The 13,421-nt window shown below is 42.0% G+C and carries 11 protein-coding genes and 1 pseudogene; 2 read left to right on the plus strand and 10 right to left on the minus strand.

Annotated elements, in window-relative coordinates; translation table 11 throughout:
* Positions 1 to 257: 257 nt before the first annotated feature.
* From LYNGBM3L_RS45330 to LYNGBM3L_RS00520, 10 genes and pseudogenes are all read right to left on the minus strand, one after another.
* A complete protein-coding gene (locus tag LYNGBM3L_RS45330) occupies positions 258 to 1,985 on the minus strand; it encodes an MptA/MptB family glycosyltransferase (RefSeq protein WP_193374683.1) in 1,728 nt (575 codons plus the stop codon).
* 13 nt (positions 1,986 to 1,998) lie between these two features.
* Positions 1,999 to 2,763: a glycosyltransferase family 2 protein gene (locus LYNGBM3L_RS00480; RefSeq protein WP_008177709.1), complete on the minus strand. Its 765-nt coding sequence runs from the start codon at positions 2,761 to 2,763 to the stop codon at positions 1,999 to 2,001.
* Positions 2,764 to 2,955: 192 nt separating this feature from the next.
* Positions 2,956 to 3,975 (minus strand): DUF3179 domain-containing protein, encoded by a 1,020-nt coding sequence (locus LYNGBM3L_RS00485; RefSeq protein ID WP_008177711.1) that lies wholly within the window; start codon positions 3,973 to 3,975, stop codon positions 2,956 to 2,958.
* A gap of 340 nt (positions 3,976 to 4,315) precedes the next feature.
* Positions 4,316 to 4,510 carry a hypothetical protein gene (locus LYNGBM3L_RS00490; RefSeq protein ID WP_008177713.1) on the minus strand — a complete coding sequence of 65 codons (195 nt, stop codon included), beginning with the start codon at positions 4,508 to 4,510 and terminating at the stop codon, positions 4,316 to 4,318.
* An 892-nt stretch (positions 4,511 to 5,402) separates the two neighbouring features.
* The gene (locus tag LYNGBM3L_RS00495; RefSeq protein ID WP_008177716.1) at positions 5,403 to 5,948 is read right to left on the minus strand and encodes a hypothetical protein; all 546 of its coding nucleotides are present in this window, start codon (positions 5,946 to 5,948) and stop codon (positions 5,403 to 5,405) included.
* 650 nt (positions 5,949 to 6,598) lie between these two features.
* A pseudogene (locus LYNGBM3L_RS00500) lies at positions 6,599 to 6,919 on the minus strand (alpha-hydroxy acid oxidase); the annotation flags it as partial.
* Positions 6,920 to 6,950: 31 nt separating this feature from the next.
* Positions 6,951 to 7,601, minus strand: a complete 651-nt coding sequence (locus LYNGBM3L_RS00505; RefSeq protein ID WP_008177722.1) for a M48 family metallopeptidase — start codon at positions 7,599 to 7,601, stop codon at positions 6,951 to 6,953.
* Between the two features lie 14 nt (positions 7,602 to 7,615).
* The gene (locus tag LYNGBM3L_RS33495) at positions 7,616 to 7,810 is read right to left on the minus strand and encodes a hypothetical protein (protein ID WP_008177724.1); all 195 of its coding nucleotides are present in this window, start codon (positions 7,808 to 7,810) and stop codon (positions 7,616 to 7,618) included.
* A gap of 116 nt (positions 7,811 to 7,926) precedes the next feature.
* On the minus strand, positions 7,927 to 8,799 hold the full coding sequence (locus LYNGBM3L_RS00510; protein ID WP_008177726.1) for a transporter substrate-binding domain-containing protein: 873 nt from the start codon (positions 8,797 to 8,799) through the stop codon (positions 7,927 to 7,929).
* 512 nt (positions 8,800 to 9,311) lie between these two features.
* Positions 9,312 to 10,433, minus strand: coding sequence for an alpha-hydroxy acid oxidase (locus LYNGBM3L_RS00520; RefSeq protein ID WP_044491789.1), 1,122 nt, complete (start codon positions 10,431 to 10,433; stop codon positions 9,312 to 9,314).
* A 618-nt stretch (positions 10,434 to 11,051) separates the two neighbouring features.
* Between LYNGBM3L_RS00520 and LYNGBM3L_RS00525 the strand changes: the two genes are divergently transcribed.
* The gene (locus LYNGBM3L_RS00525) at positions 11,052 to 11,993 is read left to right on the plus strand and encodes a PstS family phosphate ABC transporter substrate-binding protein (RefSeq protein WP_008177732.1); all 942 of its coding nucleotides are present in this window, start codon (positions 11,052 to 11,054) and stop codon (positions 11,991 to 11,993) included.
* Between the two features lie 427 nt (positions 11,994 to 12,420).
* The gene (gene pstC, locus LYNGBM3L_RS00530) at positions 12,421 to 13,350 is read left to right on the plus strand and encodes a phosphate ABC transporter permease subunit PstC (protein WP_044491810.1); all 930 of its coding nucleotides are present in this window, start codon (positions 12,421 to 12,423) and stop codon (positions 13,348 to 13,350) included.
* Positions 13,351 to 13,421 lie beyond the last annotated feature (71 nt).

Below are 13,421 nucleotides of genomic sequence, written 5' to 3' on the forward strand. Positions count from 1 at the left end.
GCTAATGTAACTCAGATTAAAGCAATGCTTACCTGTTTTATTCAAAAGATGTAACTCAGATTAAAGCAATGCTTACCTGTTTTATTCAAAAGCTGATAGCACCTCAAGAAGCGTGCGCGTAGCGCTAATCGCTGATAGCTGATAGCTGATAGCTGATAGCTGATAGCTGATAGCTGATAGCTGATAGCTGATAGCTGATAGCTGATAGCTGATAGCTGATAGCTTACCTTGACCTAGGCAATTTTGATTAAAGCTAATCAATCTGAGTTTTGGTTGAGAGCAACATTAGGATTGCGGTAATGGGTCCACAACCAACCCAAAACAAAGGGTAACCATAAACACCATCGCTCCTGAGGAGTTAGATACCAGCTGTAGTTACCTAAAGCCATGCGATGCTGAAGTACAAAGTAAATAAAAGCAGAGATACTGACTAAACGTACTCCCAGATTCCGATAAGGAACAGCAAAAGGAATTATCCAAGTGAAGTACCAAGCATGGATAATCGGAGATAGGATTAGCAGGGAAAAAAAGTACCATTCGGTGAATTGTTGAAAATTGCGCGATCGCAAAATTAGCCAACTTACCGTTAAGCCTAGGGGAAAAGCATAAATCCAATTAACCCAGCGAGAGGGTTCCCAATATTCGCTAACAATATAAGGAATCAATTCCGCACTGCGACCATGGGACACAAACACTGATCCAGTAGGAATCAAAGGACATTCTCCACTAGAGCAAAATTGGAGAGCAGTGATGCCAAAAGGTAAGAAACCGCACAATAGCACTACTATTGCTAGTTTTACCCCTACTTTTCGGAAAGCTTGCCAGGTCAGAAACCCTAAAATTGGCAAAGACATCCACTTCACTGCCATACTAATTCCTACCAGCAAAGCCGAAGCAATCCAGTGCCACCAGGTCAGGGAGTGATCCGATGAAGACATCAATGGGTTAGGAAATGAGGATTTTTCTGCTACTGTTCCAATCTCCAACTTTTCCTCTATTTCTGTTATTTCTGTCTGCCTTAAACTCTCTGTTTTTCGGTCAAAGACTAACCAAGCTGCAACTAGGGGGAAAACAAACCAACTGTCGTAATGAGCACCACCAGCAAAGGAGTAAATTATTAAAGGATTCCAGGCATAGAAAATTGCCTGGTGATAACCAAATCGACGACTGAGTAACCAACAGATTAATAAGTCAGCTAAGATAAATGCAATTTTGAATAACCAAACCTTAAGGTCAATCAGCGCTAACATCCGAAAACCTAATTGCGCTACTGGTGGATAGATAGCAGAAACAGTAGGATGATTGATTAGTGACCACCATTCCGTATGGTAGGGAATCAGTTCAGTAGCATTAGGTGGCAAATGGTATGGACTAAACCCTAATGTTTGAATATACCCTTCCCATAGATAGCGCCATACATCATCTCCAGGATACATTGGTAGCAGTAGCAGCCTGCTGAGGATAGTAGTACTCCAAAAATTTAGTCCTGAGTGCTGAGTTTTGAGTTTTCGTAAGTACTTTATACTAAGAGATTTAGAGGTTGTCTGAGAAGTATCATTTGCTACATTAAAGCCCCCTAAATCCCCCAATTTTGGGGGACTTTTGCCATCAAATTGGATTCTAGTCCCCCCCAAATTTGGGGGGCTAGGGGGGCGAAATTCAGTATCAAAAAACTTTTCAGATATCCTCTTAGTAAATCCTTTGTAGACTCCTTGCCAAAGTCTGGTCTTGATACTGTTGTTGTTAATTCTGTTGTTAATTCTTTTTGCTTGTTGGGAAATCCCAAGTTTACTGTTGCTAACTTCCGCAGGATATCTAGTATAGACGCTTAATCCCCAAGACAACAGAAAACCTAAGCTAATCACACTGATACCTAACCAAAATCGAGGCACAGCTCCCACCTCTCGGAAATCTCCATGAGGTACAATCAAGATACAACCTAACAACAGGAGTAGAGAACTAAGCCATATATATAGCGTTTTCATTTGAGATGTGAAACTAGGATTGATGGAAATTCCCTATTCCCTTTTCAACACTTCTAGCAATTGTCCCATCTGCGTGGCTAAGCTTAAGGCGACGTAGATATAGACGACCTAAAGTCATCAAAATTATTGTTCCTGCTTGGACACTACCAGAAAGGGTACCAGATATTTTCGAGCGTCCCCCTTGTCGGCGACGGTAACCAACAGGAATTTCACAGATTCGCAAACTACATTCAATCGCACGGGCTTGCATTTCTACTGTCCAGCCAAACCCTCTATCTTGCATTTGGATTTCATCCAAAGCTGAACGGCGAATTAGCCGCAATGGTCCTAAATCCTGATACCAGTGTCCCCAACCCCAACCGATCAGGAAGGTAGCTAGCCAGTTGCCAAAATTTTGCACTGGGGTCATCGCGTTACGTCCATCTACTGTGGCGCGGCGGTTACCTAAAATTAGGTCATACTTATTCCTAGCAGCTAGAAACTGGGGTAAATAACTTAAGTCATCACTGCCATCGCCATCACAGAATAATATCCAATTAATATCTCGGTCTAGTTGCTGCAATCCCCGCCAACAGGCTCGACCGTAACCAGGAATAGGCTCACAGATTACCTCGGCACCGGCTTCTTTTGCTTTAATAATACTGTTGTCGGTGCTGCCATTATCGACTACCCGAATATTGTTCAAATTATAGGATTGAAGAGACTTAATTACCCCAGTGATAGTGGTTTCTTCATTGAGAACAGGGATAATTACTAAGATATTGTGGTTATTAGTCATGGTTATAGCGGTTTTTAATTGGGTGAGGTACAAATATTTTGGTTTTAGGGAGTAGGGAGTAGGGAGCAGGTAACAGGTAACAGGTAACAGGTAACAGGGAAAAAATTCTGTTTAACTAATGAGGATATAAACCGCTATATTAGTCATGAGTTATTGCAGTTTTCAATTGGGTTAAGTCCTTTGTCTATAACGTTATTTACCAAAGTAAGCTGCATACACAAAGGCAAAAGCAGTAGAACTGGGGATGGGAGTGCCGTCGAATTCTTCTACTAATACAGTTTGGAGTTGGCTATCCCAACGTGCTCTAATGGGACGACCATTGAATTCTACAACTTTTTCGCCGACTTTTTTTAATTGGTCATGGACAAATTGATAGCTAGCCCCAGAAAATAGGTTTTTAGGGGTTTGTTGATCCGCTTCCCACACATAGCTAACAATAGCTTTGGGATGAAGGGTAAGTCGTTGTTGATTCCTGACTGGGAAAATAATTTGCTTATCGGTATAGTAGCTACCATAGGGATAGCTGAAGTAAGCCCGGTTATGACCTGTGTTAGTGGATAGAATTTTACTGTTGGGATACTTGTTTAACCAAGAACCAAGAGTAGTTTTGATAGCGGGAATTGTTTTAAGATTACGATTGACTTTAGCACCAATAATACCCATCCCCCAAGGTTGAGAGTAAAGGGTATCATCGGCACGGTCATACATTACTAGGCAACTTTGATAAAGTTTGCCTGTAACACCGTAGGTTGTATTGCTGCGATTAAAGGCAACTATAGTATCACAAAGGGGACAATAGGATACACTAACATTAAGGCCACCTACTGTGTCATTCACCAATTCATGCCAATTCATGACCCCAAAAGGATAGGCTTTGGCTTCTCCATTAATTACCACACCAATCACAGTTTCTGTTTTAGAAAATGGTGTGGTTTGAGACGTATCAAACTTGGGATTATCGATACTAGGAATACCGTCTTTTGGGGGACCACCATTGAGGAGTTCCGTTAAATTAATGCGAGTGGATTTGGCTAGATTAAGGTTTTGTTTTTGGAGGTCAGTGATTTCTTGGTCTTGGTTGTGGAGATAGGCAGTGAGATGGAAGTAACGGAGTTTGAAATTATCCCAGCTCCCGGCTTGTACGACTAGTGCCATCAAACACAGCCCGACTAAGGAAGTAGTGCTGAGGGCTATTTTAAGTAATTTATTCATAATCGTGCTTTCCCTGCCTAGATGTCACTGCAAACCTAATGAGTGCGAGCCTGTGGGTGGTGCGTTACGGGACGGACTATCCCAAGGCTGGCTAGGATAGGAAAAATCAGAATTAGTCCGCCCCTAACGCACCCTACGCACCTGGCACCCTACGCAACTGCCCAACCCCAGCATCAGAAGCTGTGCCTGGAATCCCTAACCTTAGGGTGAGGGGGTAACATGAAACCAAGGTGAGTGATATCTGAGAATTGGATTAAGGATTGATAGCTAGACCATTTTCAAATCGATCATCAAACTCAATGGTGATTAAAGTCCCAAACCGCTACATGAGATTTACCCCCTAAGATTCCTCATCGATCCGATTATTACCAACATCAAAAACAATTATAAATTCTGCATCCGGCATCAATCGTTTCAGGGCCCATAAATGTCCTTCGGCATCCGATCGATTGCGGAAGCGAGCAACAACAACTCGTTGCATTTGTGGTAACAGCCGAATGACCACCCACGGATGAAGGCGTTCAGAATAGGTCATCATTAAAGTATCTCCTTTTTATAGGGGAGCCAGAGCTAGCCCGTAGAGATTGGACTGTTCCCGGGCTAGCTCTTGACTCTGGGCGTCTCAGCGCCCACTCTTATACTATAGCACAAAAATATTTTATTATAACATATTTTGAAAATTTTTGTAACAAATTGTTTGAGGGAGTCGGGAGCAGGGACTTTTGAGCAGGTAAAAGAAATATGTCCTAAGCTTTGCTTAGACTGCTATAACAAAAACATCCTTGTCTCTGTTTGATAATCTTCTCTGTTTCCTATTCCCTCTTCTCTGTGGTCTAGGAATTTTTTCAAATAATGCTATACTTGAATTAGGCAAGAAAGGTTAATATATAGCATTTCTCTTTTTTAATTAGAAATTAAAGAATCTCCAGAAAAACTTAAAGCACTTAGGATGCCACCGCACCAAGGTATCAGAGTGGTTTAGTCTATATCGTCGGGGTAGAATGTAAGCGTTTTTAGAGCATAAAAAAAAGCCAGGTAGACCAATAAATATCCCCCTAGACGTAGAGGAAAAATTACGAGTTAAATTACAACAATCGGAAGGATTTAGTAGTTATGGGGAAGTGCAACTTTGGTTAAAGGGATTGTGTGGCATGGATATACCCTATGCCACAGTATATAAATATGTGCGCACTCGTCTGAAAACTAAATTAAATAAGTTAGATTAAATTTGTTAGAGTCAGTTAGTAGTAACAAAGCTGAGGGAATTTAAAACAGTTGTAAACTACCAGACGCCAAGCTTAAGCTATGGCGCTGGGTAAGGTTGGTTTAAATGTAAAGGTGCGATAGCTGTCGATAGCTTGGGATTGGCTTTTAGGACAAACAGCTCAGTTTTTAATTAGTAAAATTAGGATAATAATCGATAAACTTTAGTTAACTGAAATGCTACCTTCTCTTACCAATTCACTAACTTTCCCTGGCATTCTGCAACGAAGATAGCGTGGTTGTGCCCCGATAGAGCATGACGTTTCAAAGTCCTCACTTTTGTTTATCCAGCCGCCAACGCATTTCTTTAAGGCAAAAGTAGTGCTCCAACATAATCGAACAGACCATCTAGCGGTGATTGGTACACTTCCATTACTAATAGAACCTCTGGTCATAGAAAAGACTTTGATGTTACTAACCCACTTCTCTTTTGACTCAACATTGAAACTAGGATTAGCAGATATAAAATTATCAAGCTCTTGTCCCAGAGTTCCTGTTTCCGGAAGGCGTACAGAAAATATTCCATCCTCAAAGTTTGCACTACGTCCAGATGCAATCAAAAAATCATTGCTTTGTCCTATCCCTTCACTGGTTGACTGATTAGGAGATGTATAGGCAAAGGTTTCCAGTGGTTTGGCAATATCTACTATGGCTAAAGTGGTGATAATGGATGCTACACCGAGGGTGGTTAATAAGTTCGGTAGTTTCATTAATTTTTCGGTCTTTTTAGGATTTTAGTGTTTTGGTAATAGCACCCTATTTACTTTGATAAAAAATTGATATAGCTCTGGATTTATAGGTAAAAATTGTTGGCTATATAATATATTTTATTCACGGAGTAGCCTTGCTATTATTGAAACTAATAATTACTTACTAGTCTTAAAGCTAGTCAACTGGGGTTGCTGAATTAAAGTATGAAGCGCGATCGTTTGGTTTTGCTAAAGCCCCCTAAATCCCCCAATTTTGGGGGACTTTGAAACTCTTGTTCCCCCCAGAATTGGGGGGCTAGGGGGGCGAAACCATACCCAAAATCAGCAACGCCAGTCAACTAGCCCTAGGGCTTGAAATTGGCAATTATCCTAGGTAATGATGCACAATAGTTGCCTATTTCACTTTCCAATAGATAAATAGATTAATCTCAAAGTTTATATAACTCTTACCATCACCCTGATCAGTGGCGGTAATTTAGTGAGATACTATCAAACTATTACCAATAAATACTAATTTATATATTGATTTTTCTAATCAAAGATAGCATACCTATTATTTCTAGAATGTCAGCCAAGTCATTGATATTACTAAGCAAAATGTATTATTAGTGATTAATTATTGGTGACTAGTTATTCGTTAATTACTCTGGTCAATGTTTAATTTTTACAAAACTAAGGTCAATATCCTTGACTTTAGTACAGCCACTCAACACCATCGCTATGTGCAATTCATCCCTTAACAATTGCAAGACATGGCGTACTCCTGCAACTCCTGCTACAGCTAATCCCCATAACACCGGATGACCTACCAACACCGCTGATGCACCTAAGGCTAGGGCTTTGAGCACATCAGTGCCTCTACGGATACCCCCATCGATTAATACCGGTAGATAATTTCCCACGGCTGCGACCACTTCGGGTAAGGCATCGATAGATGCGATCGCACTATCCAATTGCCGACCCCCATGATTCAATTACAGCCAGTCAGTATAGGTAGCTCACCTACTCGATTGGTAGAGATTTAATTCTCTGTTTGTAAGCATCACTGTCTAAGCCATCACCATCATTGGGATCCCAACCTTTATTGTTGATTCTTTCCTTGAGAGTATCAAGGCGTTTTGCTGGTTCTGGGTGGGTTCTTAGCATTGCCGGTGTATTGCCTTTGGTTAATTTTTGGAGAAATCCAGTCATGCCTGAGGGAGCGTAGCCAGCACGGTGCAACATTTCTAATCCCTTGCGGTCTGCTTCATATTCCTGCTGCCGTCCTCGGGGAAGAGAGAAGGCGATATCCTCAAGAAGATTTATAATGGTTTTGTACTCGACTTCACTATTTTCCTCAAGGTTCTTGTCTTTGATAATCTGGCGCAGCCTCTCGATACTGTGTTTGCTGGTAATGTGAGCAATTTCGTGAGCTATCACTGCAGCTAACTCAGCTTCATTTTCTACCCCTTTGAGCAAGCCCGTATGAACATAAACAAAGCCACCCACCAAGGCAAAGGCATTTATATCGTTGTTCCTGACTACTTGAAAGGTATAGGGAAAATTGGGGCGATCGCTATAGGGGATTAATCTCTGACCAATGTCTTGGACGTATTCAGTGATTTCGCGTCCGCTATAAATCTCCAGCCCGTGATCAACTTCTTGTTGATTCAAACACTTACCCAGCTCTAATTCTGTTGATCAGAAATGGTGATTAACTGAATTATCTCAATTCCTGCATCACCATCTAACCCACAGGAGTCAAATGCTGATGAGGTATTGGGTAACCCTACCCCTAGACCCAGTGCCACAACTACCACAATCAGCAGGTAAAACCATCGACGATGGGAAGCACGTTTAATCCAAAAGAATGGGTTTAACATTGTCGTCTATTTAAGCGTCTATTTGAATAATCAAAAATAGGGTTGTAAGTATTCATTATTCAGCTTTCAGCAGTCAGCTTTCAGCAGTCAGCTTTCAGCAGTCAGCTTTCAGTGATTTAGTTAGCACATTTTTCATAAGCAGCTTGTCGTATACCTTGGTAATAAATCGAGTCAACACCCAAGGATTTTTCCAAAATTATATTCCACCTTAAGTTAGTAATAAATTTATCAATTTTTGTCTTCCATTCTATATCATTATCAGGTAAAATTATTCCGTAAAAATCACAAGTCAACGGTCGGTCAGGAGTTAAGGTAAAATCCTGGAATGTCAGCCCTTGTCTTAAGGCTTCTGCCATTAAGAGCATGCCATCACTGGCAAAAGCATCAATTCTCCTTTCGACGACATCTCTTAGAGCCAATTCTCGACCGTTAGAGCTTCTGTAACGAGTGTCTACTATTTCAGCTAATGGGTAGGTACTGGAGATTAAGGGATGTGTATTTGAACCAGGAAGGACACCAATTTTTTTACCAGCTAGGGAAGTTTCAGGATTAAATATACCCTTCATTTCGGGTCTGATTAGAAAATGTGTCCCGGAAAAATAAAAAGCAGTGGAGTAAGTAACTCCTGATAGTGGTGGAGCACTTTTGATCGTATTGGGACCACAATCTAGATGTACCTTGCCATTGGCTACCATCCCATAACGATTGTTAGGGGAGTCTTCGTCTAGAACAGATGGAATTGCCTCGAACCGAACAGGTCTATTGAGTACTTCACCAAGATGGTTGGCTAGAACATACATTTTAGTCACGCAGTAGCCTTGCCATTGATCTTGCTCTAGAAAACCAAAGGGAGGGGCATCTCTCCTAATTCCTACTTTCAAAACACCAGTGCGCTTAATTTCTGACAAGACTGTTTCAGCTAAACTGGCTGAGGTAAAGGTTAAGGATAAGATAATACTAAGGGTGATAGTGGCTAGCTTATTACTCATTTCTTTTTCGGATTTCAGGCTAATAATTACTTACTGATATCACTTTCCAATAGATAAATCGCTCAAAGCTTATCTAAGAGGATATCTCCCAAGTTTTTTGATACTGAATTTTGCCCCCCTAGCCCCCCAAGCGAGGGATTGCTCGCTTGGGGGGAACAAGAATCAATTTGCTGGTAAAAGTCCCCCAAACTTGGGGGATTTAGGGGGCTTTTATGTAGCAAATGATACTTCTCAGACAACCTCTAACCCTTACCCTAACCCTGATAAGTGCCAGGAAGTTATGGCAATAGTATCAAAGTATTACCAATAACTAATAATTTTTTTCATAAAATTTAACATAAGCAGTCTTGCTATAACTTCAGCCAATTCATTGATATTACTAAGCTATTTGGCTTAATATTTAGGTATGAAAAGCTATTATTAATTTATTAATAATTTAGTCAATAGACATCTCCGACAAAGAATCTGAAACCCCGATCCTATCTAGGTGAAAACCTAATTTCTGGAGATGTCTAATCTTTAATTTTAACCAAACTAGAGTCAATATCCTTGACCTTAGTACAGCCACTTAAGGCCATCGCTATATCCAATTCATCTCGTAACAATTGCAAGACATGGCGTACTCCAGCAACTCCTGCTACAGCTAATCCCCATAACACCGGACGACCTACCAACACCGCTGATGCACCCAAGGCTAGGGCTTTGAGCACATCAGTACCTCGGCGGATACCCCCATCGATTAATACCGGTAGATGATTTCCCACGGCTGCGACCACTTCGGGTAAGGCATCGATAGACGCGATCGCACTATCCAATTGCCTACCCCCATGATTCGATACAATGATTCCTTTCGCTCCATGGTCCAATGCCTTGAGAGCATCATCTCCTCGCAAAATGCCTTTGACTAACACCGGTAGAGTAGTGATCGATTGTAACCATTCCAGATCCCGCCAGGTCAGTGCTGGATCAATTTGCTGGGCAAAATAGCTCAATAAACCCGATTCTCCTGCGGTTTTGGGAATTTCCAGACCAGTCATTGTCGCTAAATTAGCCAGTTCCATCCCTACCGGTAGAGTAAATTGATTGCGTCGATCCCTTTCCCGACACCCCAACACTGGTGCATCTACGGTCAGACAAAGGGCACTAAAACCAGCTGCCTCCGCCCGTTCCACAAGTCTACGGGTGAGAGTGCGATCGCGATGGACATAAAGCTGAAACCATGAGGGATTTTTGATCTCGGATGTTGCCTCCTGCTTCTGTTGGCTCTGTTTGCCAGCTAGGGCTACAGCTTCTAACGGTTTGGTGGACATCGTACTCAACACCATGATTGCCCCTACCTCAGCTGCAGCCCTTGCTGTGGCCAATTCACCTTCTGGATTGGCCAGACATTGGAATGCCATGGGAGCAACCAGAATCGGTATGGGCAGAGACTGATCTAGGATTTGCGTGCTTAAATCTCGTTGACTAACATCCACCAACATCCGAGGACGAAGTTTTATCTGTTCAAACCCTGCACGATTCTCTCGCAGTGTTACTTCATCCCAAGCACCACTGGCGTAATAATCCAGTGCCATGGGAGATAGATACTGCGGCGCTAGGGATTCGTACTCGAATAGATTAATTGGTTGATTCAAGGTAGGTGTTTGGTTGAAGGTTGTTTGGTTGAAGGTTGAAGGTTATGAAGGTTTAAGGTTGAAGGTTGAAGGTTCAAGGTTGTTTGGTTGAAGGTTGTTTGGTTGAAGGTTCAAGGTTTAAGGTTTAAGGTTGAAGGTTCAAGGTTTAAGGTTGAATGGTGAATTCCAAATTCTAAATTCTAAATTCTACATTCTTAATTCAAAAATGTTGTTCGCCTTTGGCGTTCGGTGTAGGTTAAATGGACATCTGGCACCATTCTGAGTAAGGCACCTGAACGGCTGCGGGACTAATTATACAGGCTTTTAGATCCAGTCCACAGGAGAATGGCAAAGAGACTATAAATAGCCCAGAAGCCAGAAGGGGTCGGATTTCTGCTTTATTTATCTAAATTTGTTTTAGTCTTGACAATCAAAAAAAGAAAGATAATATGAAGACTAAGGATAAATAGATATAAGACGAAAGAAAGCCTGAAATTGTTTCTTAAACAAGGATTAACCTAAATTTAACTAAACCTTACGCGATTACTTACCATTACTTAGTAATCGCTCTATAGTCTTGACCAAGTGTGGATTGCGACACCCTAACATTGCTGGGAGTTTTTTACAGTGGTCAAGGCGATGAATTTCAAGAAAAATAGCTGGAAGCTAGCTGGCTTGTTTGCCCTAGTAGCCTCAACTGTTGCGTTAGTGGCACCAACAGTTAACTCTCAAGGTAGACCCACTGTCAGAATTGATGGGTCTAGCACCGTTTACCCAATTACTGAAGCAGTAGCGGAAGAGTTTCAGGATCTCAAGAAAAATGGGGTACGAGTAACCGTTGGTATTTCTGGAACTGGTGGCGGTTTTAAGAAATTCTGCAAAGGTGAAACCGACATCTCTGACGCTTCTCGACCAATTAAGGACAAAGAGAAGGCACTGTGTGCTGAAAATGGCATTGAGTATATGGCCATTCCAGTGGCATACGATGCCATTACCGTCGTAGTCAATAAAGGCAATACTGCGGTTACAGACATTAAAGTTGAAGAACTCAATAAAATCTGGAAGCCTGAATCTGAGGGGACTGTAACCAAATGGAGTCAAGTAAATTCCGCTTGGCCAGACCTGCCCCTAGTTCTGTACGGTCCTGGTGCAGACTCCGGAACCTTTGACTACTTCACCAAAAAGGTTAACGGCAAGTCTGGTGCTAGCCGCACCGATTACACCCCTAGTGAAGATGACAACGTTTTGGTTCAAGGTGTAGAAACGGATCGAAGAGCCCTGGCATACTTCGGTCTTTCCTACTACCTAGAAAACCAAGACAAGCTGAAGGCTGTTGCTATCAATGGGGTGACGCCTTCTCTGACAACGGTACGTAACGGGACTTACACGCCCCTATCCCGACCAATCTTCATCTATGTCAACAAAAACGCTGTTAAGCGTACGGAGGTAAGTGAGTTTGTGACCTATTACCTCCAAAATGCTGAGCGATTAGTCACTGAGGTTAAGTCGGTGCCTCTATCTTCTGCAGACTATGCCAAATCCCTCGCAGAGTTAGAGGTTCTAGTCGGTAGCGGTAACTAAGCCTAGAACTGAATCTAACCTAGAGGACTTAATTGGTTTAATCTCGTCAAGAGCGATTAGTAGTAGAATTATCAATCATCGCTCTTGACTTATGTTGAAAAGAGTCCTAAGTTCTCAGTTAAGAGTTCTCAGGTAAGCATTCAGGCGTCAGCTGTCAGCGGTCAGCTGAAAATAAACTTTGTTACCGTAGTGTGCGCATCGCGCAAACAGAAAAATATAATAGTTCGAGATTAATCAGAATTAAAAGTCTGGGGATTTGCCCATCTAACGCATATGCTGATAGCTGATAGCTGTTCGCGTAGCGTGCGCGTAGCGCTTAAGCTGTTCGCTGATAGCTGTTCGCGTAGCGTGCGCGTAGCGCTTAAGCTGTTCGCTGATAACTGATAGCTGATAGCTGCCTTAAAACAATACTTTTATGACCGATTTTATGACCGAAAAACTGATCCGACTTAACCAGACCAAACGCCTCTCACCAACATTAATTCGCAATTTGCGAGAACGGGGGATTGAAATACTATTGTTTTTGGCGGCATTGTCTTCCGTCGCCACTATGGCAGCAATAATCTTTTTCCTGCTTAGGGAATCTCTGGCATTTTTCAAGGAAGTTTCATTAATTGATTTCCTTACTGATACCAAATGGACACCGATGTTTCTGGAGAAACACTACGGAATTTTGCCATTGATATCAGGAACCCTAGTAACCGCTACGACTGCTCTCCTACTTGCTATCCCGACCGGAACTATTGCTGCGATTTACCTAAGTGAATTTGCTCCTCCTACATTACGAGAAATAATTAAACCAGGTTTGGAACTTTTAGCAGCAATTCCTACAGTAGTTTATGGTTATTTTGCCCTGCTGGTAGTTAGCCCTCTTCTGCGCAATATTTTTACTGAATTGCCAGTTTTTAATATGCTAAGTGCCGGTCTAGTCATGGGTTTGATGATTATTCCCTTTATTAGTTCCATTAGTGAAGATGCCATGCGAGCGGTTCCGGTAGAGTTACGGGAAGGGTCTTATGCTATGGGAGCAACTCGGTTACAGACAGCATGGAACGTGGTGTTTCCTGCTGCTATTTCCGGCATTGCCTCATCCTACATCCTAGGAACATCAAGGGCTGTAGGGGAAACGATGATTGTTGCGATCGCAGCGGGCTTACAACCCAAGATCGCTTGGAATCCCCTGGACCAAGCCGCTACAATCACTGCTTACATCGTCCAGGTAAGTCTTGGGGATTTGCCTCATGGTACTCTAGAATACCAGACCATTTTTGCGGCTGGACTAACCTTAGTCTTAATGACTCTAGTCCTAAACATCATTGGACATTTCTTAGCTAAGCGTTATCGAGAAATTTATTAGTATAGCGATTTTAAATTGGGTGAAGTACATAATGTTTTGATTTTAGTGATTATCCATCAATCCTAGTTTCA

Origin of the sequence: Moorena producens 3L (genome assembly GCF_000211815.1) — a bacterium.
Classification (GTDB): domain Bacteria; phylum Cyanobacteriota; class Cyanobacteriia; order Cyanobacteriales; family Coleofasciculaceae; genus Moorena; species Moorena producens.

Bases quoted from the DNA above. Each gene is read 5' to 3' on its own strand.
- LYNGBM3L_RS45330 (WP_193374683.1), bottom strand. From the start codon at position 1,985: ATGAAAACGCTATATATATGGCTTAGTTCTCTACTCCTGTTGTTAGGT.
- LYNGBM3L_RS00485 (WP_008177711.1), bottom strand. From the start codon at position 3,975: ATGAATAAATTACTTAAAATAGCCCTCAGCACTACTTCCTTAGTCGGG.
- LYNGBM3L_RS00525 (WP_008177732.1), top strand. From the start codon at position 11,052: ATGAATTTCAAGAAAAATAGCTGGAAGCTAGCTGGCTTGTTTGCCCTA.
- LYNGBM3L_RS33495 (WP_008177724.1), bottom strand. From the start codon at position 7,810: ATGTTAAACCCATTCTTTTGGATTAAACGTGCTTCCCATCGTCGATGG.
- pstC (WP_044491810.1), top strand. From the start codon at position 12,421: ATGACCGAAAAACTGATCCGACTTAACCAGACCAAACGCCTCTCACCA.
- LYNGBM3L_RS00490 (WP_008177713.1), bottom strand. From the start codon at position 4,510: ATGACCTATTCTGAACGCCTTCATCCGTGGGTGGTCATTCGGCTGTTA.
- LYNGBM3L_RS00480 (WP_008177709.1), bottom strand. From the start codon at position 2,763: ATGACTAATAACCACAATATCTTAGTAATTATCCCTGTTCTCAATGAA.
- LYNGBM3L_RS00495 (WP_008177716.1), bottom strand. From the start codon at position 5,948: ATGAAACTACCGAACTTATTAACCACCCTCGGTGTAGCATCCATTATC.
- LYNGBM3L_RS00510 (WP_008177726.1), bottom strand. From the start codon at position 8,799: ATGAGTAATAAGCTAGCCACTATCACCCTTAGTATTATCTTATCCTTA.